This is a genomic window from Pseudomonas sp. SbOxS1 (genome assembly GCF_013416725.1).
Taxonomy (GTDB): domain Bacteria; phylum Pseudomonadota; class Gammaproteobacteria; order Pseudomonadales; family Pseudomonadaceae; genus Aquipseudomonas.
This window is the reverse complement of sequence record NZ_JAAVXC010000003.1, coordinates 47,185-68,779: the sequence shown is the minus strand read 5'-3', so window position 1 is coordinate 68,779 and position 21,595 is coordinate 47,185. Positions and strand designations below refer to the sequence as shown.

At 60.3% G+C, this 21,595-nt stretch carries 20 protein-coding genes; 14 read left to right on the top strand and 6 right to left on the bottom strand.

Translation table 11 applies throughout. The features are described from left to right. Nucleotides 1–87: 87 nt before the first annotated feature. Nucleotides 88–2,487, bottom strand: a complete 2,400-nt coding sequence (gene xdhB / locus HFK74_RS04540; RefSeq protein ID WP_180202534.1) for a xanthine dehydrogenase molybdopterin binding subunit — start codon at nucleotides 2,485–2,487, stop codon at nucleotides 88–90. Further along, a complete protein-coding gene (xdhA, locus tag HFK74_RS04535) occupies nucleotides 2,480–3,934 on the bottom strand; it encodes a xanthine dehydrogenase small subunit (protein WP_180202533.1) in 1,455 nt (484 codons plus the stop codon). The genes xdhB and xdhA overlap by 8 nt, the downstream gene beginning before the upstream one ends. 266 nt (nucleotides 3,935–4,200) lie before the next feature. Here xdhA and HFK74_RS04530 point away from each other — a divergent pair, with 266 nt between their 5' ends. From HFK74_RS04530 to HFK74_RS04485, 10 genes are all read left to right on the top strand, one after another. Then, the gene (locus HFK74_RS04530; protein WP_180202532.1) at nucleotides 4,201–4,860 is read left to right on the top strand and encodes a GntR family transcriptional regulator; all 660 of its coding nucleotides are present in this window, start codon (nucleotides 4,201–4,203) and stop codon (nucleotides 4,858–4,860) included. 2 nt (nucleotides 4,861–4,862) lie between these two features. Further along, a complete protein-coding gene (gene smc / locus HFK74_RS04525) occupies nucleotides 4,863–8,351 on the top strand; it encodes a chromosome segregation protein SMC (protein ID WP_180202531.1) in 3,489 nt (1,162 codons plus the stop codon). Nucleotides 8,352–8,606: 255 nt separating this feature from the next. After that, nucleotides 8,607–9,452, top strand: coding sequence for a cell division protein ZipA (gene zipA / locus HFK74_RS04520; RefSeq protein ID WP_180202530.1), 846 nt, complete (start codon nucleotides 8,607–8,609; stop codon nucleotides 9,450–9,452). 165 nt (nucleotides 9,453–9,617) lie between these two features. Further along, nucleotides 9,618–11,975: an NAD-dependent DNA ligase LigA gene (gene ligA, locus HFK74_RS04515; RefSeq protein ID WP_180202529.1), complete on the top strand. Its 2,358-nt coding sequence runs from the start codon at nucleotides 9,618–9,620 to the stop codon at nucleotides 11,973–11,975. A 154-nt stretch (nucleotides 11,976–12,129) separates the two neighbouring features. Beyond that, entirely contained in the window at nucleotides 12,130–12,267 is a 138-nt protein-coding gene (locus HFK74_RS04510) for a hypothetical protein (protein WP_180202482.1), read from the top strand. A 164-nt stretch (nucleotides 12,268–12,431) separates the two neighbouring features. Beyond that, nucleotides 12,432–13,595, top strand: a complete 1,164-nt coding sequence (locus HFK74_RS04505) for a putative zinc-binding metallopeptidase (protein ID WP_180202528.1) — start codon at nucleotides 12,432–12,434, stop codon at nucleotides 13,593–13,595. A gap of 89 nt (nucleotides 13,596–13,684) precedes the next feature. Next, nucleotides 13,685–13,993 (top strand): PepSY domain-containing protein, encoded by a 309-nt coding sequence (locus HFK74_RS04500; RefSeq protein ID WP_180202527.1) that lies wholly within the window; start codon nucleotides 13,685–13,687, stop codon nucleotides 13,991–13,993. Beyond that, the gene (locus HFK74_RS04495) at nucleotides 13,993–14,316 is read left to right on the top strand and encodes a PepSY domain-containing protein (RefSeq protein WP_180202526.1); all 324 of its coding nucleotides are present in this window, start codon (nucleotides 13,993–13,995) and stop codon (nucleotides 14,314–14,316) included. Before HFK74_RS04500 ends, HFK74_RS04495 begins: the two co-directional genes overlap by 1 nt. A 3-nt stretch (nucleotides 14,317–14,319) precedes the next feature. Beyond that, a complete protein-coding gene (locus tag HFK74_RS04490) occupies nucleotides 14,320–14,988 on the top strand; it encodes a response regulator transcription factor (protein WP_180202525.1) in 669 nt (222 codons plus the stop codon). Beyond that, on the top strand, nucleotides 14,985–16,298 hold the full coding sequence (locus HFK74_RS04485) for an ATP-binding protein (protein ID WP_180202524.1): 1,314 nt from the start codon (nucleotides 14,985–14,987) through the stop codon (nucleotides 16,296–16,298). Before HFK74_RS04490 ends, HFK74_RS04485 begins: the two co-directional genes overlap by 4 nt. Before the next feature lie 13 nt (nucleotides 16,299–16,311). On the opposite strand, the gene dusA is transcribed toward HFK74_RS04485, so the two are convergent. Then, complete coding sequence (gene dusA, locus HFK74_RS04480) at nucleotides 16,312–17,307, bottom strand: tRNA dihydrouridine(20/20a) synthase DusA (RefSeq protein WP_180202523.1); 996 nt, start codon at nucleotides 17,305–17,307, stop codon at nucleotides 16,312–16,314. Between the two features lie 276 nt (nucleotides 17,308–17,583). Here dusA and HFK74_RS04475 point away from each other — a divergent pair, with 276 nt between their 5' ends. Then, entirely contained in the window at nucleotides 17,584–17,838 is a 255-nt protein-coding gene (locus HFK74_RS04475; RefSeq protein ID WP_180202522.1) for a type II toxin-antitoxin system HicA family toxin, read from the top strand. After that, nucleotides 17,835–18,167 carry a type II toxin-antitoxin system HicB family antitoxin gene (locus HFK74_RS04470; RefSeq protein ID WP_180202521.1) on the top strand — a complete coding sequence of 111 codons (333 nt, stop codon included), beginning with the start codon at nucleotides 17,835–17,837 and terminating at the stop codon, nucleotides 18,165–18,167. Before HFK74_RS04475 ends, HFK74_RS04470 begins: the two co-directional genes overlap by 4 nt. A gap of 131 nt (nucleotides 18,168–18,298) precedes the next feature. Here HFK74_RS04470 and HFK74_RS04465 read toward each other — a convergent pair whose 3' ends face one another. Next, entirely contained in the window at nucleotides 18,299–18,859 is a 561-nt protein-coding gene (locus HFK74_RS04465; RefSeq protein ID WP_257230253.1) for a hypothetical protein, read from the bottom strand. A gap of 410 nt (nucleotides 18,860–19,269) precedes the next feature. Between HFK74_RS04465 and HFK74_RS04460 the strand changes: the two genes are divergently transcribed. Next, complete coding sequence (locus HFK74_RS04460) at nucleotides 19,270–19,698, top strand: hypothetical protein (RefSeq protein ID WP_180202520.1); 429 nt, start codon at nucleotides 19,270–19,272, stop codon at nucleotides 19,696–19,698. Nucleotides 19,699–19,871: 173 nt separating this feature from the next. Here the strand turns inward: HFK74_RS04460 and HFK74_RS04455 are convergent, their stop codons facing one another. Beyond that, nucleotides 19,872–20,231, bottom strand: coding sequence for a DUF6124 family protein (locus HFK74_RS04455; RefSeq protein ID WP_180202519.1), 360 nt, complete (start codon nucleotides 20,229–20,231; stop codon nucleotides 19,872–19,874). Between the two features lie 503 nt (nucleotides 20,232–20,734). On the opposite strand from HFK74_RS04455, the gene HFK74_RS04450 reads away from it, so the two are divergent. Next, entirely contained in the window at nucleotides 20,735–20,953 is a 219-nt protein-coding gene (locus tag HFK74_RS04450) for a hypothetical protein (RefSeq protein ID WP_180202518.1), read from the top strand. A 46-nt stretch (nucleotides 20,954–20,999) separates the two neighbouring features. On the opposite strand, the gene HFK74_RS04445 is transcribed toward HFK74_RS04450, so the two are convergent. Next, the gene (locus HFK74_RS04445; RefSeq protein WP_180202517.1) at nucleotides 21,000–21,548 is read right to left on the bottom strand and encodes an RNA polymerase factor sigma-70; all 549 of its coding nucleotides are present in this window, start codon (nucleotides 21,546–21,548) and stop codon (nucleotides 21,000–21,002) included. Nucleotides 21,549–21,595: the final 47 nt, after the last annotated feature.

Here is a 21,595-nt window from a genome sequence, read left to right as displayed (position 1 = left end):
AGGCCTCTTCGCTGGCAAGCCAACTCCTACAGGTGATCTGCGATCCTTGTAGGAGCTGGCTTGCCAGCGAAGCAGGCGACGCGGTCCTTAGAGCGAAGCCAACTCGGTTTCGGCCTCGACAGCCTTCGCCACCTTCAACTGGCGCATCTGCTCACAGCCCCACAACACCCGCTCCGGGGTCGCCGGTGCGTCGATTTTCGGTTGATGCTTGTAGTCGCCCAGGCTCGCCACGGCGTCCTTGATCGCGCACCAGGCGGCGATGCCGAGCATGAACGGCGGCTCGCCCACGGCCTTGGAATGGAACACCGTGTCTTCCGGGTTCTTGCGGTTTTCCACCAGCTTCACCCGCAGGTCCAGCGGCATGTCCGCCACGGCCGGGATCTTGTAGCTGGCCGGGCCGTTGGTCATCAGCTTGCCTTTGTTGTTCCACACCAGTTCTTCCATGGTCAGCCAACCCATGCCCTGGATGAAACCGCCCTCGACCTGGCCGATGTCGATAGCCGGGTTCAGCGAGGCGCCGACGTCGTGGAGGATGTCGGTGCGCAGCATTTTGTACTCGCCGGTCAGGGTGTCGATGATCACCTCGCAGCACGCTGCGCCGAAGGCGAAGTAGTAGAACGGGCGTCCCCGAGCCTGGCTGCGGTCGTAGTAGATTTTCGGGGTCTTGTAGAACCCGGTGCTCGACAGTGACACCTGGGCGAAATACGCCTGCTGGATCAATGCTTCGAAGGTCAGGATGTGATCGCGAACCCGCACGTGGCCGTTGTGGAACTCCACGTCTTCTTCGCTGACCTTGTATTGCCTTGCGGCGAATTCGACCAGGCGTTTCTTGATGGTTTCCGCGGCATTCTGAGCGGCCTTACCGTTCAGGTCGGCACCGCTTGAGGCCGCGGTCGGCGAGGTGTTCGGCACCTTGTCGGTGTTGGTCGCGGTGATCTGCACGCGGTCCATTTCCACCTGGAACACTTCGGCCACGACTTGTGCAACCTTGGTATTCAGGCCCTGGCCCATCTCGGTGCCGCCATGGTTGAGGTGGATGCTGCCGTCGGTGTAGACGTGCACCAGGGCGCCGGCCTGGTTGAGGAAGCTGGCGGTGAAGGAGATGCCGAATTTCACCGGGGTCAGCGCCAGGCCCTTTTTCAGGATCGGGCTGTTGGCGTTATAGCGACGGATCGCTTCGCGGCGCTCGGCGTACTGGCAGCTTTCTTCCAGTTCGGCGGTCATTTCCTCGAGCATGTTGTGCTCGACGGTCTGGTAGTAGTGAGTGACGTTGCGCTCGGTCTTGCCGTAGTAGTTGGCCTTGCGCACCGCCAGTGGGTCGAGGGCCAGGTGACGTGCGATGGCGTCCATCACTTCCTCGATGGCGACCATGCCTTGCGGGCCGCCGAAACCACGGTAGGCGGTGTTCGACGCGGTGTTGGTCTTGCAGCGATGGCCGTTGACGGTCGCGTCGCCCAGGTAATACGAGTTGTCCGAGTGGAACATCGCGCGGTCGACGATCGACGCCGACAGGTCAGGCGAACAGCCACAGTTGCCGGCCAGTTCCAGGTTGATGCCGTGCAGGCGCCCGGTGCTGTCGAAGCCCACGTCGTATTCGACATAGAACGGGTGACGCTTGCCGGTCATCAGCATGTCTTCGACGCGCGGCAGGCGCATCTTGGTCGGCTGGCCGGTGAGGTGCGCAATCACCGCACACAGGCACGCCGGGCTCGCCGCCTGGGTTTCCTTGCCGCCAAAACCGCCACCCATGCGGCGCATGTCGACGACGATCTTGTTCATCGACACGTCCAGCACTTCGGCCACCAGCTTCTGCACTTCGGTGGGGTTCTGGGTCGAGCAGTAGACGATCATGCCGCCATCTTCGGTAGGCATCACCGAGGAAATCTGGGTTTCCAGGTAGAAGTGTTCCTGGCCGCCGATGTGCAGGGTGCCTTGAATGCGATGCTCGGCAGTGGCCAGCGCCGTGACCGAATCGCCGCGTTGGTGTGTGTGGCTGTCGAGCACGAAGTGGCGCTTGCGCAGGGCTTCGACCACGTCCAGCACCGGCTCCAGGTCTTCGTATTCGATGATCGCGGCCATCGCCGCCTTGCGTGCGGTTTCCAGGTCCTTGGCGGCGACGGCCACCACCGGTTGACCGACGAACTGTACGGTGTCGATCGCCAGCAGCGGATCACCCGGCAGCAACGGACCGATGTCTTTCAGGCCCGGCACGTCTTCGTGGGTAATGGCGATGCGCACACCTTCGAAGGCATAGCAGGGCGAGGTGTCGATGCTGATGATCCGGGCGTGGGCGCGGTCCGACATGCGGGCGTACACATGCAGCTGGTTCGGAAACTCCAGGCGATCGTCGATGTATTGCGCTTCACCGGACACATGCTTGGCGGCGCTGTCGTGCTTGACGCTGCGGCCGACACCGGTGGCCAGGTCCTTGGCGAACAGTTCAGCCAGTTCGGCCTGGGTCTTCTCTACGGCGTGATGGTTAGACATAAGCGGTCACCCGAGTCTCGATGTGCGGCGTTTGCAGTTCGATGAAGTATTTGCGCAGCAGGTTCTGCGCGCTGAGCAGGCGGTATTCCTTGCTGGCGCGGAAGTCCGACAGCGGTGTGAAATCTTCGGCCAGGGCCGCGCAGGCGCGCTCAACGGTGGCGCTGTTGAAGGGCGAACCGATCAACGCGGTTTCGCAACTGTTGGCGCGTTTCGGAATGGCCGCCATGCCACCGAAGGCCACGCGGGCGTCGGCGATCACACCGTTTTCCAGGCGCAGGTTGAATGCGGCGCACACGGCAGAAATGTCATCGTCCAGGCGCTTGGACACCTTGTAGGCGCGGAACAGCTGTTCGACGCTGGCACGCGGCACGATGATCTTCTCGATGAACTCGCTTTCCTGGCGCGCGGTGACGCGGTAATCGATGAAGTAATCTTCCAGGGCCAGGGTGCGGCGGGTCTCGCCCTTGCACAGGACAATCTGTGCGCCCAGGGCAATCAGCAGGGGAGGCGAGTCACCGATGGGCGAGGCGTTGCCGATATTGCCGCCCAGGGTGCCCTGGTTGCGAATCTGCAAGGAGGCGAAGCGCTGCAGCAGTTCGCCGAAGTCCGGGTACTCGGCCTTCAGGGCCTCGTAGCAGTCGGAGAGGGCGGTGGCGGCGCCGATTTCCAGGCGGTCGTCGAAGCGGTCGATGCGCTTCATTTCGGCGACGTTGCCGACGTAGATCATCACCGGCAGGGTGCGGTGGAACTGCGTTACTTCCAGCGCCAGGTCAGTGCCGCCGGCCAGCAGGCGGGCCTGTGGATAAGCGTCGTAGAGGTCGGCCAGGTCGGCCACGGTCAGGGGCACCAGGCAGCGCTTGTCGCCGCTGTTGAGTTCGCCGATGGCGGTCGGCGCGATGGCTTTGAGCCGGGCGATGGTCTGGGCTTCGTTGGCATCGAACTGGTCCGGCTTTTTAGCGCAGCAGGACTGCTCGGCGGCTTCGAGGATCGGCCGATAGCCGGTGCAGCGGCAGAGGTTGCCGGCCAGGGCTTCGTGGGCCTTGTGCTGATCCGGTGCATCGCTGTTCTTTTGCAGTGCGAACAACGACATCACGAAACCTGGGGTGCAGAACCCGCATTGCGAGCCGTGGCATTCGACCATGGCCTTTTGCACGCTGTGCAGCTCGCCCTTGTGCTTGAGGTCTTCAACGCTGATCAGCTGCTTGCCGTGCAAGGACGACACGAAGGTCAGGCACGAGTTGAGGCTGCGGTAGCGAATGTGTTCGCGGCCGTCGTCATCGGTCTGCAATTCGCCGACGACCACGGTGCACGCGCCACAATCACCGCTGGCGCAGCCTTCTTTGGTACCGGGTTTGCCCACATGGTCGCGCAGATAATTGAGCACGGTCAGGTTCGGGTCCAGGGCGTGCTCGCTACGGAGTTCCTGGTTTAGTAAAAACTGGATCACGGAAGGCCTCGCAGACTCATTATTGTTGTTAACCGATATGAACCGAATTTAGCAGGTCTGACTTTTCGGTCAATGATTTTCTGACTTAAAGGTCAGGAAAATGCATTTTGTCGACTAACGCTCCATTTCTTCATTATTGACCCTCGATCAACAGCCTGCTTTTTGCTTGAATCGTGCCAAAAACCACCCGGTGGGCCCTGCGCCATGACGTATCAATTGCGCTACACTGCGCCGCTTGTGCAAATCGAAGAGTTTGAAGGACAACCATGACGTTCAAGGCGCCGGACAGCCTCGCCGAGCAAATCGCGCATCATCTCGCCGAACGCATCATTCGCGGCGAAATGAAGCCCGGGGAGCGCATCCAGGAACAGAAGGTCACGCAGGCACTTGACGTCAGCCGCGGCTCGGTTCGCGAGGCGTTGCTGATTCTCGAGCGCCGGCACCTGATCGCCATCCTGCCGCGCCGTGGCGCCCACGTCACCGAACTCACGCCGCACAAGGTTCAAAGCTTGTGCACGTTGATGGGCGAGATGTACATCCTGCTCGCCAATGCCGTGGCCAATGGCTGGAAAGTCCAGGCCGACCTGGCGCCGTTCGTGCAGATCCAGCAGCGCCTGACCGCCAGCTACGAGCGCCAGGACATCCATACCTTCGTCGACGACAGTTTCAACGTGATGCGCGCCACGTATCCGTTCGCCAACAACCCTTACCTGCAGGAAACCGTCGAGAACCTGCAACCGGCCATGAGCCGTGCGTATTTCCTCGCCCTGGAGCAACGCAAGGCCTCGATGAGCGAGTACCTGGAACTGTTCGAACGCCTGCTTGCTGCCGTGATCGCCCGTGATTTCCCACTGATCCGCGAAGTGCTGACCGCTTATGGCCAGCGCAGTTGCGATCTGGTGATCTCTGCCCTGACGGACGCATAAGCGTGCGGCTAAAGTGCATCAAGCTGGCGGGGTTCAAGTCCTTCGTCGACCCGACCACGGTGAACTTCCCCAGCAACATGGCGGCGGTGGTCGGGCCCAATGGTTGCGGCAAGTCGAACATCATCGACGCCGTACGCTGGGTGATGGGCGAGAGTTCGGCGAAGAACCTGCGCGGCGAGTCGATGACCGACGTCATCTTCAATGGCTCCACCAGCCGCAAGCCGGTGAGCCAGGCGAGCATCGAGCTGGTGTTCGATAACTCCGACGGCACATTGCTCGGTGAATACGCCGCCTATGCGGAAATTTCCATTCGCCGCAAAGTGACCCGCGACAGCCAGACCACTTATTACCTCAACGGCACCAAATGCCGTCGCCGTGACATCACCGATATCTTCCTTGGCACCGGCTTGGGACCGCGCAGCTACTCGATCATCGAGCAGGGGATGATCTCCAAGCTGATCGAGTCCAAGCCCGAAGATTTGCGCAACTTCATCGAAGAAGCCGCGGGCATCTCCAAGTACAAGGAGCGTCGGCGCGAAACCGAAAACCGCATCCGCCGCACCCACGAAAACCTGGAGCGCCTGACCGACCTGCGCGAAGAGCTCGAACGTCAGCTCGAACGCTTGCACCGCCAGGCCGAAGCGGCCAAGAAGTACCAGGAATTCAAAGCCGAGGAGCGCCAGCTCAAGGCGCAACTGTCGGCCCTGCGCTGGCAGGACCTGAACGATCAGGTCGGCCAGCGCGAAGCGATCATCGGCACCCAGGAAGTCAGTTTCGAAGCCCTAGTAGCCGAACAGCGCAATGCCGACGCCAGCATCGAACGCTTGCGCGACGGTCATCACGACCTTTCCGAGCGCTTCAATCTGGTGCAGGGGCGCTTCTATTCGGTCGGCGGCGACATCGCCCGGGTCGAGCAGAGCATCCAGCACGGCCAGCAGCGCTTGCGCCAATTGCAGGACGATTTGAAGGAAGCCGAGCGCGCGCGCCTGGAGACCGAGTCGCACCTGGGCCACGACCGCACGCTGCTGCTGACCCTCGGCGAAGAGCTGGACATGCTCACGCCGGAGCAGGAAGTCACCAGCGCCGCCGCCGAAGAGGCCGCCGCCGCGCTGGAAGAATCCGAAACCACCATGCACGGCTGGCAGGAGCAGTGGGACACCTTCAACCTCAGCGCCGCCGAGCCACGGCGCCAGTCGGAAGTCCAGCAATCGCGGATCCAGCAGCTGGAAACCAGCCTGGAGCGCCTGGCCGATCGGCACCGGCGCCTGGGTGAAGAGCGCGCCTTGTTGTCGGCGGACCCGGAAGACGCGGCGATCATGGCGCTCAACGAGCAGCTCGCTGAATCCGAGGCGACCCTCGAGGATTTGCAGACCAGTGAAGAAGCTCAGGTTGAAAAGCTCGAGCAGCTGCGCCAGCAATTGCAGCACGCACTGTCGGCGCAACAACAGGCCCAGGGCGATCTGCAGCGCCTCAACGGTCGCCTGGCTTCGCTCGAAGCCTTGCAGCAAGCGGCGCTCGACCCGGGCACCGGCACCGCGCAATGGCTGCGCGAGCAACAGCTGGCGGACCGCCCGCGCCTGGCCGAAGGCCTGAAAGTCGAAGCCGGTTGGGAACTGGCGGTGGAAACCGTACTGGGTGCCGATCTGCAAGCGGTGCTGGTGGATGACTTCGGCGATTTCGATTTGTCCGGGTTTACTCAAGGCGATTTACGCTTGCTCAGCCCCGCCACCGACGGCGCGCGCGTGCCCGGCAGCCTGCTCGATAAAGTCGAGGCGCAGATCGATCTGTCGCCATGGCTGGGCCAGGTCAAACCGGTCGAAAGCCTCGAACAGGCGCTGGCCTTGCGTGGGCAATTGGCCGTCGGCCAGAGCCTGATCAGCCGCGACGGATACTGGGTCGGTCGGCACTTTTTGCGCGTGCGCCGCGCCAGTGAGGCGGAAAGCGGGATGCTCGCCCGTGGTCAGGAAATCCAGCAACTGGGTCTTGAACGCGAAGAGCGTGAAGCGGCCGTCGAAGCCCTCGAAACCGAATTGCAAAACCTGCGGGCGCAACAGCGCCAGCAGGAAAACGGCCGTGAACATTTGCGCCGCCTGCTGCAGGACGAAGCCCGTCAGCAAGGTGAGCTCAAGGCCCAGCTGTCGGCCGGCAAAGCCAAGGCCGAGCAGTTGAACCTGCGGCGCACACGCCTCGACGAAGAACTCCAGGAGTTGGCCGAACAGCGCGCCCTGGAACATGAACACATCGGCGAAGCCCGCCTGCAATTGCAGGAAGCGCTCGACAGCATGGCGCTGGACACCGAGCAGCGCGAGCTGCTGCTGGCCCAGCGTGACAGCTTGCGCGAACGGCTTGACCGGGTACGCCAGGAAGCCCGCCAGCATAAAGATCACGCTCACCAACTGGCGGTGCGCCTGGGTTCGCTGCGGGCCCAGCATGACTCGACGCGCCAGGCCTTGGAACGCCTGGAAATGCAGGCCGAACGCCTGACGGAAAAACGCGAGCAACTGAGCCTCAACCTGGAGGAGGGCGAGGCGCCGCTGGAAGAGTTGCGCCTCAAGCTCGAAGAACTGCTCGACAAGCGCATGACCGTCGACGAAGAGCTCAAGACCGCGCAGATCGCCCTGGAAGATGCCGACCGCGAACTGCGTGATGCCGAAAAGCGCCGCAACCAGGCCGAACAACAATCCCAGCTGATTCGCGGCCAGCTCGAAAACCAGCGCATGGAATGGCAAGCCCTGACCGTGCGGCGCAAGGCCTTGCAGGACCAGTTGCTCGAAGACGGCTACGACCTGCACGGCGTGCTGGCCACGTTGACCGCCGAGGCCAGCGAGAAAGCCGCCGAGGAAGAACTCGAGCGCATTGGTGCGCGGATCCAGCGCCTGGGCGCGATCAACCTCGCGGCCATCGATGAATACCAGCAACAATCGGAGCGTAAACGTTATCTGGACGCCCAGAACGACGATCTGGTCGAAGCGCTCGACACGCTCGAGAACGTGATCCGCAAGATCGACAAGGAAACCCGAAACCGTTTCAAAGATACCTTTGATCAGATCAATGGCGGTTTACAGGCCCTTTTCCCAAAAGTTTTCGGTGGAGGACGCGCGTATTTGGAACTGACGGGCGAAGATCTACTCGATACAGGGGTGACGATCATGGCGCAGCCGCCCGGAAAGAAGAACAGCACCATCCATTTGCTCTCCGGTGGCGAAAAAGCCCTGACCGCATTGGCCCTGGTTTTTGCGATCTTCAAGTTGAACCCGGCGCCGTTCTGCATGCTCGATGAAGTGGACGCGCCATTGGATGACGCCAACGTTGGACGCTATGCACGACTGGTCAAGGAGATGTCGCAGACGGTGCAGTTCATCTATATCACCCACAACAAGATCGCCATGGAAATGGCCGAACAATTGATGGGGGTGACGATGCACGAACCGGGATGCTCGCGTCTGGTGGCGGTGGATGTCGAGGAGGCCATGGCGATGGTGGACGCCTGAAACAGGGGTTTCAGGGGGGACTTCTTAGGAGTGGGACGCAATTAGCCATGCCGACTTGCTGGCCAATCGACATATTCGAGGGACCAGCGTGCCAGACGGTGTAAAGTTGCCTTTGGTCGTGCTAGTTTAATGTCAATTTTTCGTATACGTGGGTAAAACGCCTGTCAGAACATAGAGTTGGCGCCACGTTTTAAAGCGGTTTACAGAATGTAAGCCCCTTATTTTTCAGCATTTTTTATAGAGGCACGGGATTACATGGAAATCGGTCTGCGCGAGTGGCTGATCGTCATCGGCATTATTGTCATTGCCGGTATTCTTTTCGATGGCTGGCGCCGTATGCGCGGCGGCAAGGGAAAACTGAAATTCCGTCTCGACCGGAGCCTGTCCAACCTGCCTGACGAGGACACCAGCCCCGAGCTGTTGGGCCCGTCTCGCGTCCTGGATACGCACAAGGAACCGCAACTGGACGAGCAAGACCTGCCATCGGTGAGCATGCCGGCCCGCGAATCGGGCTCCAAGCGTGGCAAGCGTGGCCATGGCGAGCCTTCCCAAGGCGACATGAACCTCAGCCTCGACCTGGACGGCGGTCCGAGCTTCAGCAGCCGTGACGACGACTTCCCGGATGACACCAAGGCATCGCCTGCGGTCAGCGACAAGGAACAGCCGCAAGCCGAAGAAGTGCTGGTGATCAGCGTGATCTGCCGCGACCCTGCCGGCTTCAAAGGCCCGGCGCTGCTGCAGAACATTCTCGAAAGCGGCCTGCGTTTTGGCGAAATGGACATCTTCCACCGCCACGAAAGCATGGCGGGTAATGGCGAAGTGCTGTTCTCCATGGCCAACGCGGTCAAGCCTGGCGTCTTCGACCTGGACGACATCGACCACTTCAGCACCCCGGCAGTGAGCTTCTTCCTCGGCCTGCCAGGCCCGCGCCATCCCAAGCAGGCCTTTGACGTGATGGTGGCGGCGGCGCGTAAATTGTCGCAAGAGTTGAACGGCGAGCTGAAGGACGACCAGCGCAGCGTACTGACCGCCCAGACGATCGAGCACTACCGTCAGCGCATCGTTGAATTCGAACGTCGCGCACTGACCCAGAAGCGCTGAAATTAGCGGGGTATGGCCACTCCCGTACCCCGTAGGAGCCAGGCTTGCCGGCGAACGCGATTTCAAATACGCCTTCGCCGGCAAGCCGGACTCCTACAATGATTTGTACAGCATCAACAAATTGAGCAGCCTCGGCTGCTCTTTTGCTTTATGAGAGACCACCCCATGACTGCCGCCCAAGACCGCATTCTAGAGCTACGTGCCGAGCTGGATCTGCACAACTATCGCTATCACGTGCTGGACGAGCCGAGCGTCCCGGACGCCGAGTACGACCGGTTGTTCAACGAGCTCAAGGCCCTCGAAGCGGCCCATCCCGATTTGGTCACCCGCGACTCGCCCACCCAGCGGGTCGGCAGCGCGGCACTGTCGGCGTTCACCCAGGTACGCCATGAAGTGCCGATGCTCAGCCTGGGCAACGCCTTCGAAGAAACCGACATGCGCGAGTTCGACCGTCGGGTGACCGAGGGCCTGGACCTTCCGGCCGGTGACCTGTTCGGCGCGGGCGCGGCGGTGGAATACAGCTGCGAACCCAAGCTCGATGGCCTGGCGGTCAGCCTGCTCTATCAGGACGGCATGCTGGTGCGCGGGGCCACGCGCGGCGACGGCACCACCGGCGAAGACATCAGCGTCAACGTGCGCACCGTGCGCAACATCCCGCTCAAGCTGCACGGCACCGGCTGGCCCGCGACCCTGGAAGTACGCGGCGAAGTGTTCATGTCCAAGGCCGGTTTCGAACGGCTCAACGCCACGCAACTGGAAGTCGGCGGCAAGACCTTCGCCAACCCGCGCAACGCCGCGGCGGGCAGCTTGCGTCAGCTGGATTCGAAGATTACCGCCAACCGTCCGCTGGAGTTCTGCTGTTACGGCATCGGCCAGGTGTCTGCGGACATCGCCGACACGCACATCGGCAATCTGCAGCAGCTCAAGGCCTGGGGCATGCCGATCAGCCACGAGCTGAAGCTGGCGAACGGCATCGACGAGTGCCTGGATTACTACCGCGACATCGGCGAGCGCCGCAATGCCTTGCCCTATGAAATCGATGGCGTGGTGTTCAAGGTCAACAGCATCGCGTCCCAGCGTGAACTGGGCTTCCGCGCCCGCGAACCGCGTTGGGCCATCGCCCACAAATTCCCGGCCATGGAAGAACTCACCGAGTTGCTCGACGTGGAATTCCAGGTCGGTCGCACCGGCGCGGTGACGCCGGTGGCGCGCCTCAGGCCGGTCAAGGTGGCCGGGGTTACCGTGGCCAACGCGACGCTGCACAACATGGACGAAGTGGCGCGCCTGGGCCTGATGATCGGCGACACGGTGATCATTCGCCGCGCCGGCGACGTGATTCCGCAAGTGGTGCAAGTGGTCACCGAGCGTCGCCCGGAAGACGCCCGGCCGGTGCAGATCCCGCAGCAGTGCCCGGTGTGCGGCTCCCACGTCGAGCGCACGCAACTGGTCAAGCGCAGCAAGGGCCGCGAGACTGTCAGCGAAGGCGCGGTGTATCGCTGTGTCGGTCGACTGGCCTGCGGCGCACAACTCAAGCAGGCGATCATTCATTTCGTCTCCCGTCGGGCCATGGACATCGAAGGCCTGGGCGACAAGAGCGTAGAACAACTGGTCGATGAAGGGCTGGTGAGCTCGCCGGCCGACCTGTACGCCTTGAAGTTCGAAGACATCGTCGACCTGGAAGGCTTTGCCGAATTGTCGAGCAACAAGCTGCTCAGCGCCATCGCCGACAGCAAGAAACCGGGGCTGGCACGCTTCATCTACGCCCTGGGGATTCCCGATGTCGGCGAAGAAACGGCCAAGGTGCTGGCGCGTTCCCTGGGTTCGCTGGAACGGGTCCAGCAGGCCCTGCCGCAAGTGCTGACCTACCTGCCGGACGTCGGCCTGGAAGTGGCCCACGAAATCCACAGCTTCTTCGAAGACGCGCACAACCAGCAGGTGATTACCGAACTGCTCAACCACGGTTTGCAGATTCAGGACCAGGGCGAACTGGGCGCCGAGTTTGCCGCCAGCACCACCCTGGGCGGTTTCCTCGACAAACTGCACATCCCGTCGGTAGGGCCGGGCGGGGCGCAGAAACTGGCGGACAAGTTCGGCTCGTTGCAAGCGGTGATCAGCGCCGACTGGCTGGACATGCGCCAGGCGCTGCCGGAGAAGCAGGCCACCTCGGTGCGCGAGTTTTTCGCCATCGAAGCCAATCGCCAACTGGCCGAGGCTGCCGAGAAGCAACTGGCCGACTTCGGCATGCACTGGCTCAGCGAGAAAAAAGTCGTCGAAGGCCTGCCACTGGCCGGCCAGACCTGGGTGCTCACCGGTTCGCTGGAATTGATGAGCCGCGATGTGGCCAAGGACAAACTCGAAAGCCTCGGCGCCAAGGTCGCCGGCTCCGTGTCGGCCAAGACCCATTGCGTGGTCGCGGGACCGGGGGCGGGGTCGAAGTTGACCAAGGCCAATGAACTGGGGTTGAAGGTGCTGGATGAAGAGGCGTTCGTCGAGTTCCTGAAAAAACACGGCATAACCCTGTGACGCCATTCGCTGGCAAGCCAGCTCCTACGGAATCACGCGACACTGTAGGAGCTGGCTTGCCAGCGAAGGCGATTTCCGACCTGCCACAAGAAAACGGGAACGACCAACCATCCGCAATGATCTAGTCTTGGCAAGCCCCAGGGAGAGATCGCTCATGTACCGCTTCTTCGAACAGCTCACCTCGCGCATCGCTGCCCCCTTCATCGGCGAAAGCTCGCGCAACAGCAAGATCTGGCCCTGTCGTTGCGGCCAGTCGCTGTTCTTTCGCAACAGCCAATGCCTGGCCTGCTGAATGATCGTTCCCACGCTCTGCGTGGGAATGCAGCCCGGGACGCTCCGCGTCCCATTCGAGAGCTGGAACGCGGAGCGTCCCTTGAGGCATTCCCACGCAGAGCATGGGAACGATCTTCACCCAGGAATGATCTAGTCTTGGCAAGCCCCAGGGAGAGATCGCTCATGTACCGCTTCTTCGAACAGCTCACTTCGCGCATCGCTGCCCCCTTCATCGGCGAAAGCTCGCGCAACAGCAAGATCTGGCCCTGTCGTTGCGGGCAGTCGCTGTTCTTTCGCAACAGCCAGTGCCTGGCCTGTTCGGCAGCCTTGGGTTATCAACCAGAGCAAAGTCGCTTGTCCTCCCTGCAACCGGGCGAACAACCGGACACCTGGCTGCTCGATGCCGATCCCGGCGCGGGCGTGTTCCGTCGCTGCGCCAACCTCGATTCGCCCGCCGCGTGCAATTGGCTGCTGCCAGCCAATGACCACGACTCACTGTGCATCGCCTGTAGCCTGAACCGCACCATCCCCGACTTGTCCATCGCCGAAAACCACGAGCGCTGGCGCAAGGTGGAAACCGCCAAGCGCCGCCTGGTCGCGCAATTGGTCAGCCTCGGGTTGCAGGTGATCCCGAAAACCCTGGACGAAGACGTCGGCCTGGCCTTCGATTTCATCGGCGTCGATCTCGAAGGCAAGGCACCCACCACCGGCCACGCCAACGGCCTGATCACCCTCGACATCAAGGAAGCCGACGACGCTCACCGCGAACAGGTGCGGGTGCAAATGCACGAACCCTATCGCACCTTGCTCGGGCATTTCCGTCACGAAGTCGGGCATTACTATTGGGACCGCCTGATTGCCAACAGCGACTGGCTGGAACCTTTTCGCGGCCTGTTCGGCGACGAACGCGCCAGCTACGCCGAGGCCCTGGAACGGCATTATCAACAAGGCGCACCGCTCGACTGGCAGCAGCAGTACGTCAGCGCCTACGCCACCATGCACCCCTGGGAAGACTGGGCCGAAACCTGGGCGCACTACCTGCACATGATGGACGCCGTCGACACCGCGCTCGGGTTTGGCATGAGCGCACGGGAAATGGACCTCGACTATCAGCCCTTTCCTCCCAGCACCCTCTACGATCCGCAACACCCCGGCGGCACCGCGTTCCTGTCATTCGTCAATGCGTGGATCGAACTGGCCGGCATGCTCAATGAACTGTCGCGCAGCATGGGCCAGCCGGATTTCTACCCCTTCGTGCTGCCGCCAGCGGTGATCGCCAAGCTGCATTTCATCCACCTGGTGATCCAGCGCGAGGGCGGCAGGGCGGATGAGGTACTGGCGCAATAGTTGTACATGATGGCAATTCAGTTTCAGTTAAGTTGGTTTCGCTAAGGTGGCCCCCGTAGGCAACACATAAAAGAATACGGAGACACCCCATGAAATCCTTCACTGCCCTGTCCATCGCCTCCCTCATCGGCCTGACCGCCAGCCTCGCCCATGCGCGCGACCTCGGCCCCGACGAAGCCCTGAGGCTGCGCGACGCTGGTACCATTGTGTCTTTCGAGAAGCTCAATGCCGCAGCGCTGGCCAAGCATCCCGGTTCCACCATCACCGAAACCGAACTGGAAGAAGAGTACGGCAAGTACATCTACCAGATTGAACTGCGCGATCTGCAGGGCATCGAGTGGGACCTGGAGCTGGACGCGGTCAGCGGGCAGATTCTCAAGGATCATCAGGACACGTAATGACGCTGCATGCCTTTTCACATCGACGTGTCAGCGCCCGCCTGGCGCTGGCGCTGCTGGTTTTTTGCTCGGTGGCGGTGGCCCGCGACCTCGACCAGGACGAGGCCCTGCGCCTGCGCCAACAGGGTGTGATCCTGCCGCTCGAACAACTGTTGCAGCAGGCGCTGGATCGTTATCCGGGGGCCAAGCTGCTGGAAGCCGAGCTCGAAGAGAAGCACGACGTCTACATTTATGAAGTCGAATTGCTGACCCGCGAAGGCGTGGTCCGCGAGCTGGACATCGACGCCACCACCGGCCGTTTACTCAAAGACAAGGAAGATTGACCCATGCGATTGCTCCTGGTGGAAGACCACGTGCCACTGGCCGACGAACTGGTGGGCGGTCTCAATCGCCAAGGGTATGCCGTGGACTGGCTGGCCGACGGTCGCGACGCCGTGTACCAGGGCAGCACCGAGCCCTACGACCTGATCATCCTCGACCTCGGCCTGCCGGGGGTTCCCGGGCTTGAAGTATTGACCCAGTGGCGTGCCGGAGGTCTCACGACGCCGGTGCTGATCCTCACCGCCCGTGGTTCCTGGGCCGAGCGCATCGAAGGCCTCAAGGCCGGTGCCGACGACTACCTGACCAAGCCGTTCCACCCCGAAGAACTGCACCTGCGCATCCAGGCGCTGCTGCGCCGTTCCCACGGCCAGGTCAATCAACCGACCCTGAAGGCGGGCGGACTGCAACTGGATGAGGGGCGCCAATGCGTGACCCGCGATGGCGCCGACATCCAGCTAACGGCCGCCGAGTTTCGCCTGTTGCGTTACTTCATGCTGCACCCGGAACAGATCCTGTCCAAAAGCCACCTGGCCGAACACCTCTACGACGGCGAAACCGAGCGCGACTCGAATGTGCTGGAAGTCCACGTCAATCACCTGCGGCGCAAACTCGGGCGCAACGTGATCGAAACCCGTCGCGGCCAGGGTTACCTGCTCGGTGGGCAAGCCCGGTGAGGTCGATCCAGCGCCGTTTGAGCCTGGGCCTGATCAGCGTGATGGTTATCGTCGGCCTGGTGCTGGCGCAAACCAGCCTGTGGCTGTTCGAAGTGGGCTTGCAGCGCTACCTCGAAGCCGGGTTGCGCAACGACAGCGAAACCCTGTTGATCGCGCTGGTGCGTGGCCCCCAGGGCTTGCAACTGGATGAGCGGCTGTTGTCGCCGGCGTATCAGCGGCCGTTTTCCGGCCACTATTTCCGCATCGATTTTGCCGACAGCCACTGGCGTTCCCGCTCGCTCTGGGACCAGGAACTGCCACGCCTCGAGCGCCCGGGCCTGGAGAGCAACCTGCAACTGGGCCCGGAAGGCCAGCAGTTGCTGGTGCTGCGTTCCGACTATCGGCGCCTGGGTCAGTCGATTTCCATCAGCGTGGCGCAGGATTACACGCCGGTGCGCGAGAGCTTCCAGCGCATGCAGCAGATCGGCCTGGGGCTGGGGCTGGCGGGCCTGCTGCTGATCCTGCTGCTGCAACGGCTCACGGTGCGGCGCGCCTTACGCCCGCTGGAAAAAGCCCGGGAACAGATCGCGCAACTGCAACAGGGCCAGCGCTCGCAACTCGACGATCAGGTGCCGATCGAACTGGAACCGCTGGTGACCCAGATCAACCACCTGCTGGCTCACACCGAAGACAGCCTCAAGCGATCGCGCAATGCCTTGGGCAACCTCGGCCATGCCCTGAAAACCCCGTTGGCGGTGTTGTTGAGCCTGGCCTCAAGTGAGCAACTCGACGCGCACCCGCAACTGCGCCAGGTGCTCAAGGATCAACTGGAACAGGTCCGCCTGCGACTCAACCGCGAACTCAACCGCGCCCGCCTGGCTGGCGACGCCTTGCCGGGGGCCTTGTTCGATTGTGATGCCGAACTGCCGGGATTGCTCGCCACCCTGAACATGATCCACGGCGAACACCTGCACCTCAGCTATGTCGCACCGACCGGCCTGCAACTGCCCTGGGACCGCGAAGACCTGCTGGAACTGCTCGGTAACCTGTTGGACAACGCCTGCAAATGGGCGGACGCCGAAGTGCGTCTAAGTGTGGTCGAAACCGCGCAAGCCTTTGAACTAAGCGTGGAAGATGACGGCCCGGGGATTCCCCAGGACCAGCGCGATCAGGTATTCAGCCGCGGCACGCGCCTGGATGAACAGACCGATGGACATGGCCTGGGCCTGGGCATCGTGCGCGACATCGTCGACACCTGGGGCGGGGTGCTGCAGCTGCGCGAAAGCGAGTGGGGCGGCCTGAAAGTTTCCATCGAACTGCCCAAACGCTGAAACAGCCGGGCGCTCAACGCCCCTCGAGCAACCCGGCCGCCTGATCCAGCAAGGCCAAAGGCTCCTTCGCCTTGTGGATATCCACCGACAGCAACTGACGAAACTTGCGCGCCCCCGGAAACCCGGTGCCCAGCCCCAGCACATGCCGGGTGATATGGTGCATCGCGCCACCGGCGTCCAGGTGCGCAGCGATATAAGGCCGCAACTGCGCCAACGCCTCGGCGCGCGTGATCACCGGCGCCGTGCTGCCAAACAACTGCTGATCCACCTCGGCCATCACGTAAGGGTTGTGATAAGCCTCACGCCCGAGCATCACCCCGTCGAACGTCTGCAAATGCTCATGACAGGCTTCCAGGCTCTTGATCCCGCCGTTGAGAATAATCTCCAACTCCGGAAAATCCGCCTTCAACCGCGCGGCCACGTCATAACGCAGCGGCGGAATATCGCGATTCTCCTTCGGCGACAACCCCTCCAGAATCGCAATCCGCGCATGCACGGTAAAACTGGTGCAACCGGCATCACGCACCGTACCAACGAAATCGCACAGCTCTTCATAACTGTCACGCCCGTTGATCCCGATCCGATGCTTCACCGTCACCGGAATCGACACCGCATCGCGCATCGCCTTCACACAATCGGCCACCAACTGCGGATGCCCCATCAGGCACGCCCCGATCATATTGTTCTGCACCCGGTCACTGGGGCAGCCCACATTCAGATTCACCTCATCGTACCCATGCTCCTGCGCCATCCGCGCACACGCCGCCAAATCCAGCGGCACACTGCCGCCCAACTGCAACGCCAAGGGATGCTCGGCCTCGTTGTGCCGCAGAAACCGCTCGTGATCGCCGTTGAGCAGGGCGCCGGTGGTGACCATTTCGGTGTAGAGCAGCGCGTGCTTGGAGAGCAGGCGTAGGAAGAAACGGCAGTGCCGGTCGGTCCAGTCCATCATCGGGGCGACGGAGAAGCGGCGGGAGAGTGGGGCGGGTGTGGCGTTGGATACGGACATTGGGGATCTGGAATCGGTGAGGCTGGGAGGTGGGGGAGTTTATCAGGATTGGGGGTGTGGGAGTTTGGGGAGTACCAACATCAAGGGCTGGTGAACTGTTCAAAAGTTCAAAAGCCCCTTACACAAATCACGGATCTTTCCTACATCTCCATCGAGACTCACCTCGATATTCTAGTCACTGACCAGAACAAAATCTGAATCTCAAACACGGATAGGGCGCTTTTCGTTTGTGGAGAAGCGGCCGCTAAAACCTGCACGGTATCATGATATAATACCATGAATAATAAACAGCTAAGCACCCTCAAAGCCGTGTTCTCAAGGCCAGCACCGGCCACCTTGGAATGGGCTCGTATCGAGTCCTTGTTCTGCGCAGCCGGTGCTCTGACCATTGAAGGAAACGGATCACGGGTGCGTTTTGAACTCAATGGCGTGGTCGCAACCTTTCACCGACCGCATCCCGACAAAGAAGCCAAGCCCTATCAGGTGCGTGACGCACGGGCTTTCCTTGAACAGGCAGGAGTTACCCCGTGAACGTGATGAATTACAACGGCTACGCCGCCCGAATTGAATACAGTGACGAAGACGGCCTGTTTGTTGGGCACATCGCGGGTATCAAGGATGTCGTGGGTTTTCACGGCGAGTCGGTCAGTGAGCTCCGAGCGGCATTTGAAGAGGCGGTCACCGATTACCTGGAGACCTGCGCCAAACTCGGACGCGCTCCCCAGAAACCCTACTCGGGCAATCTGAGCCTGCGCCTGGCGCCCGCGCTCCATGCGACAGTTGCTGTAAAAGCGCAGCTAGCCCACAAGAGTATCAATCAGTGGGTAGCGGATGTACTTGATCGAGAGGCGCATGCCTGAAATTGCAAGAATGATCGCGCTGTCTAGTTCTGAAATAGATGTAGACCTATTTCAGAACTAGACAATGATGTTCCGCCCCCTTTTTTCCTGGGGTAGAAGAATCCTTTGTAGGGCAAGGCTTGGGGAAAATCTCAGTTCTTTAACGAAACTTGTTTTGCATCGATTTTGAGATCACTCAGACGTTTGAGCATCGCAATGATGTTTTCCCGAGCGGACCCTTCATTGGCCAAACGTAGGCGCTTGATTCCTATAACAGAATCGCCCATGCCCGCAGTGAAAGGGGTCCGGATAATTTCACGCAAAACTACCTTGTTGGTGCTTGACTCTAATAAGGTATATTCAACTTCGCAGATCACTTCAAAATCCAGTCCGAATATAGGCTGGTCAACGCGCAACAGGTTGGCACGGAGTGCATAAGGCGCCAACTCGTCGCCAAGCAAATTTGCATTGGCGAGCGATTGTTTGAGGGCCGCGCGGAAGTCAGGGGAGTCGATTTCCGAAGTCCACAGAGGGTTGGTTTTATCTCCACCATTCACCTCGGAGATCTGGACATTGTTTTGCAGTTGGTGGTCGTAGGTGTTTGCTTTGGCTTGATCAGCAGCTACCGACATGCCGGAAATTTGAGCGGGTGAAGCACAACCTGTGCAAAGAGCAATTAGGGCTGAAGCTAAAAGCAAGCGAAGGTACGTCATTCGACAAATCCTTATGATTGAAAAAGTACCGAAGGGATTGTAGATAGTAGCACTGTGATATTATTTTCGACTAGCTACCGCAGCGTCACCTGATACGGTGTATCAAATTTATTTAGTCTTTTTAGGTGTGAATTTCAGTTCAGTCCACACTCAATTGCCCAAAATCGCCACTTGTCCTGGCGCCCTTGCCACCATCAAGTCAAAGACTCTGGAGCGGTTACTCAGGGAACACACGCGCCCGGCAGGATGAAGATTGACGCCAGGGAAAGTCTGGAGTGCAGGGCTGGAGCATTGCCAGCGATCAGCGGACTCCACCCAGCAGATGCTGCGTTACCTAGTCGAAATGATATTCGGTTGATATCATTATGCCACTCATTTGAGCATGAATGGAATTTTGAGGGATTGGACGCATGAAGGCGCATCGTTTGGTTTTGGCTCTTGGATTGGCCGCTGCTTGCACGGGCTGTGCTAGCGGCCTGAACTCTCAGCAGAAAGCAGAGCTTCGTCACTATGAGGCGAATGGACTTGCCGTTGAGGAAAAGAGCCCTGGTACTGGTGCCGCTCTTGGTCTGCTCCCTGGCGGCGGATCATTCTATGGCCGCGAATATGGTTTGGGTGTTGTGAATCTGCTTTTTTGGCCGTTGTCGATGCTGTGGGATCCCGTCAGTGGTCATGATGCGGCTGAGTCGATCAATTACACAGCAACAAAGGCACATGTGAATCAACTGCAGCGCAAAGAAGTTGATGCTATTGACGAACGCCTGCAGTCGGGTCAAATCGACGTAGCGCAATACGCTCTTGAAAAACGCAAAGTAAACCAGAAGTACGACTTCAACTAAGCACGTTCTTAGTGTGCGTAAGAAACCCGCCAAGTGCGGGTTTTTTCCATTCCGGAAAAGGGGGGAAAGGGGCTAGGGAAAAGAGGCTCTTTATTCTAGATTGAGCAGCCTCCCTAAAAAGATACCGCCGCGCGACTCATCGTGAGCCCCCCACCAACTACAGCAGCTTTCACCTACTCAGGTGGATCAATCTGATCAAGCACCCGGTTCGCCGTGATCTCCGCCAACATGATGCTGTTTGATATTCCCAATAGGGCATTGCGCGACCCACCGTCCAGATGATCCACCAAGTGATGGACCATCACATCGACCGAGGCCAGCGTCTCGACCAGAAAAACCATCAAGGTTTCGGTTTTCACCTCTGGGTCGACGAGAAACAGTGTGCAGGGTGTACGTGGGGTTGCTTTGATGTCGGCAATCGACGGGATGTAGACATCGAGGGCGGATTCGGTGGTTTCGTTGAGTTTTTTTGAAGGGGGTTCGTACGGGGTTACCGGTTCGGAGTCCGGCGGGTTTGGCGTGACCTTGAACATAGTGAAACTCCTAGTTGGAAAAAGGAGCCTTCACCTCGCTACCAAACGAGGGGTGGCGGCCATACGCGGGTTGGTAGACCGGTAACTAGGACCCGGCGCTCCCAAGGGAGCCCTACGCATGGCCACCATAAACCAGAGCCTGAAAAAGGTCTGTGAGCGGTGAGCGATACGACTAGTTGATCCGGGCTACCAAACCCGATCGCTGTTTTTCAGCGACCGGAAAACGATAGAGCCCAGGCCCTAGACGCACAAGCCGGCGGATTCTGGCGTAGCGGTAGGCAACGGCGCAAGGTCTTGTAGCTTTCAGGAAGTAAGCTGTAGGTGATTTAAACAAGCGCTATAAAACTGTAGAACGTCCCCCGAGAGGCGCCCTTTTTATTAGAGATGTAACTGATCCTGAACCAACGCTGTCACTCAGCAAGGTTTCATTATGGGCGGCGGGTCGACGGCCTAGGATGGAGACACCAGCCAAACCGCAGCTCCTCCTCACAGGAATCTGAGAAATGATCTCAAACACAATCAAAGTCGCGCTAATCGCCGGTGCTTTGCTGTTGAGCGCCTGTTCGGGGACGAGTACCCATAGCTGTTATTCCGAAGACTGCCAACCGTCTGCTGGCTTTGCCCCAAGCCACAGCAACAACCCCGGCAAACTTAATTTCCACGGCAGCGCGCTTGGTAGCAGCTTCAGCGAATACAACTCGGGTTTACTGCATGACGACTGATTCGTCGCGAATCTCAGAGCGACCTTCTTGATCCAACGATCAAGCCTCAACGCTGGGCAAACGTCTCCGCCCGACTCCCCGACACCTTCCTGCAATGCACCAACGCATCCCGAATCATGAAGTTCACCAACGTCGGTGACACCCCCAACTCCTTGGCAATGTCCTTCTGCGGCACGCCATGCAAGCGGTACATCTCAAACGCATAACGCGTCCGGCTTGGCAGCTCGGTCAATGCGTCGGCGATGTTTTCCAGGGTGGAGAAGTTGATGTGCGAGGTTTCCGGGGAGGCGCCCTGGATGACCACGTTGAGGCCTTCTTCTTCAGGGCCGGAATACTTCTGTTCCAGGGCCTGCTTGCGGTAGTGGTCGATCGCCAGGTTGCGCACGATCTGGAACAGGTAGCTGAGCTGCGCCTTGAACGAGGAGGTGATGTTCGGCGCCGATTGCAGGCGGAAGAACGCGTCTTGCACCACATCTTCAGCGCGCGAGCGGCAGCCGGTGATGCGGGCTGCAATCTTGACCAGTATCAGTCGATTGTCGACGAATGCCTGAAGTAGCGGCGAATCGCACCTGCTTGTGGACGCTTGTTCCGTCATTGGAGATCACCTTGCTGCCAATAGGTTAGTGGGACGACAAGAAGGCC

Bases quoted from the DNA above. Each gene is read 5' to 3' on its own strand.
- HFK74_RS04530 (WP_180202532.1), top strand. From the start codon at position 4,201: ATGACGTTCAAGGCGCCGGACAGCCTCGCCGAGCAAATCGCGCATCAT.
- zipA (WP_180202530.1), top strand. From the start codon at position 8,607: ATGGAAATCGGTCTGCGCGAGTGGCTGATCGTCATCGGCATTATTGTC.
- ligA (WP_180202529.1), top strand. From the start codon at position 9,618: ATGACTGCCGCCCAAGACCGCATTCTAGAGCTACGTGCCGAGCTGGAT.
- HFK74_RS04510 (WP_180202482.1), top strand. From the start codon at position 12,130: ATGTACCGCTTCTTCGAACAGCTCACCTCGCGCATCGCTGCCCCCTTC.
- HFK74_RS04455 (WP_180202519.1), bottom strand. From the start codon at position 20,231: ATGTTCAAGGTCACGCCAAACCCGCCGGACTCCGAACCGGTAACCCCG.
- xdhB (WP_180202534.1), bottom strand. From the start codon at position 2,487: ATGTCTAACCATCACGCCGTAGAGAAGACCCAGGCCGAACTGGCTGAA.
- dusA (WP_180202523.1), bottom strand. From the start codon at position 17,307: ATGTCCGTATCCAACGCCACACCCGCCCCACTCTCCCGCCGCTTCTCC.
- HFK74_RS04490 (WP_180202525.1), top strand. From the start codon at position 14,320: ATGCGATTGCTCCTGGTGGAAGACCACGTGCCACTGGCCGACGAACTG.
- HFK74_RS04445 (WP_180202517.1), bottom strand. From the start codon at position 21,548: ATGACGGAACAAGCGTCCACAAGCAGGTGCGATTCGCCGCTACTTCAG.
- HFK74_RS04450 (WP_180202518.1), top strand. From the start codon at position 20,735: ATGATCTCAAACACAATCAAAGTCGCGCTAATCGCCGGTGCTTTGCTG.
- HFK74_RS04465 (WP_257230253.1), bottom strand. From the start codon at position 18,859: ATGACGTACCTTCGCTTGCTTTTAGCTTCAGCCCTAATTGCTCTTTGC.
- HFK74_RS04460 (WP_180202520.1), top strand. From the start codon at position 19,270: ATGAAGGCGCATCGTTTGGTTTTGGCTCTTGGATTGGCCGCTGCTTGC.
- HFK74_RS04500 (WP_180202527.1), top strand. From the start codon at position 13,685: ATGAAATCCTTCACTGCCCTGTCCATCGCCTCCCTCATCGGCCTGACC.
- HFK74_RS04505 (WP_180202528.1), top strand. From the start codon at position 12,432: ATGTACCGCTTCTTCGAACAGCTCACTTCGCGCATCGCTGCCCCCTTC.
- HFK74_RS04475 (WP_180202522.1), top strand. From the start codon at position 17,584: ATGAATAATAAACAGCTAAGCACCCTCAAAGCCGTGTTCTCAAGGCCA.
- HFK74_RS04495 (WP_180202526.1), top strand. From the start codon at position 13,993: ATGACGCTGCATGCCTTTTCACATCGACGTGTCAGCGCCCGCCTGGCG.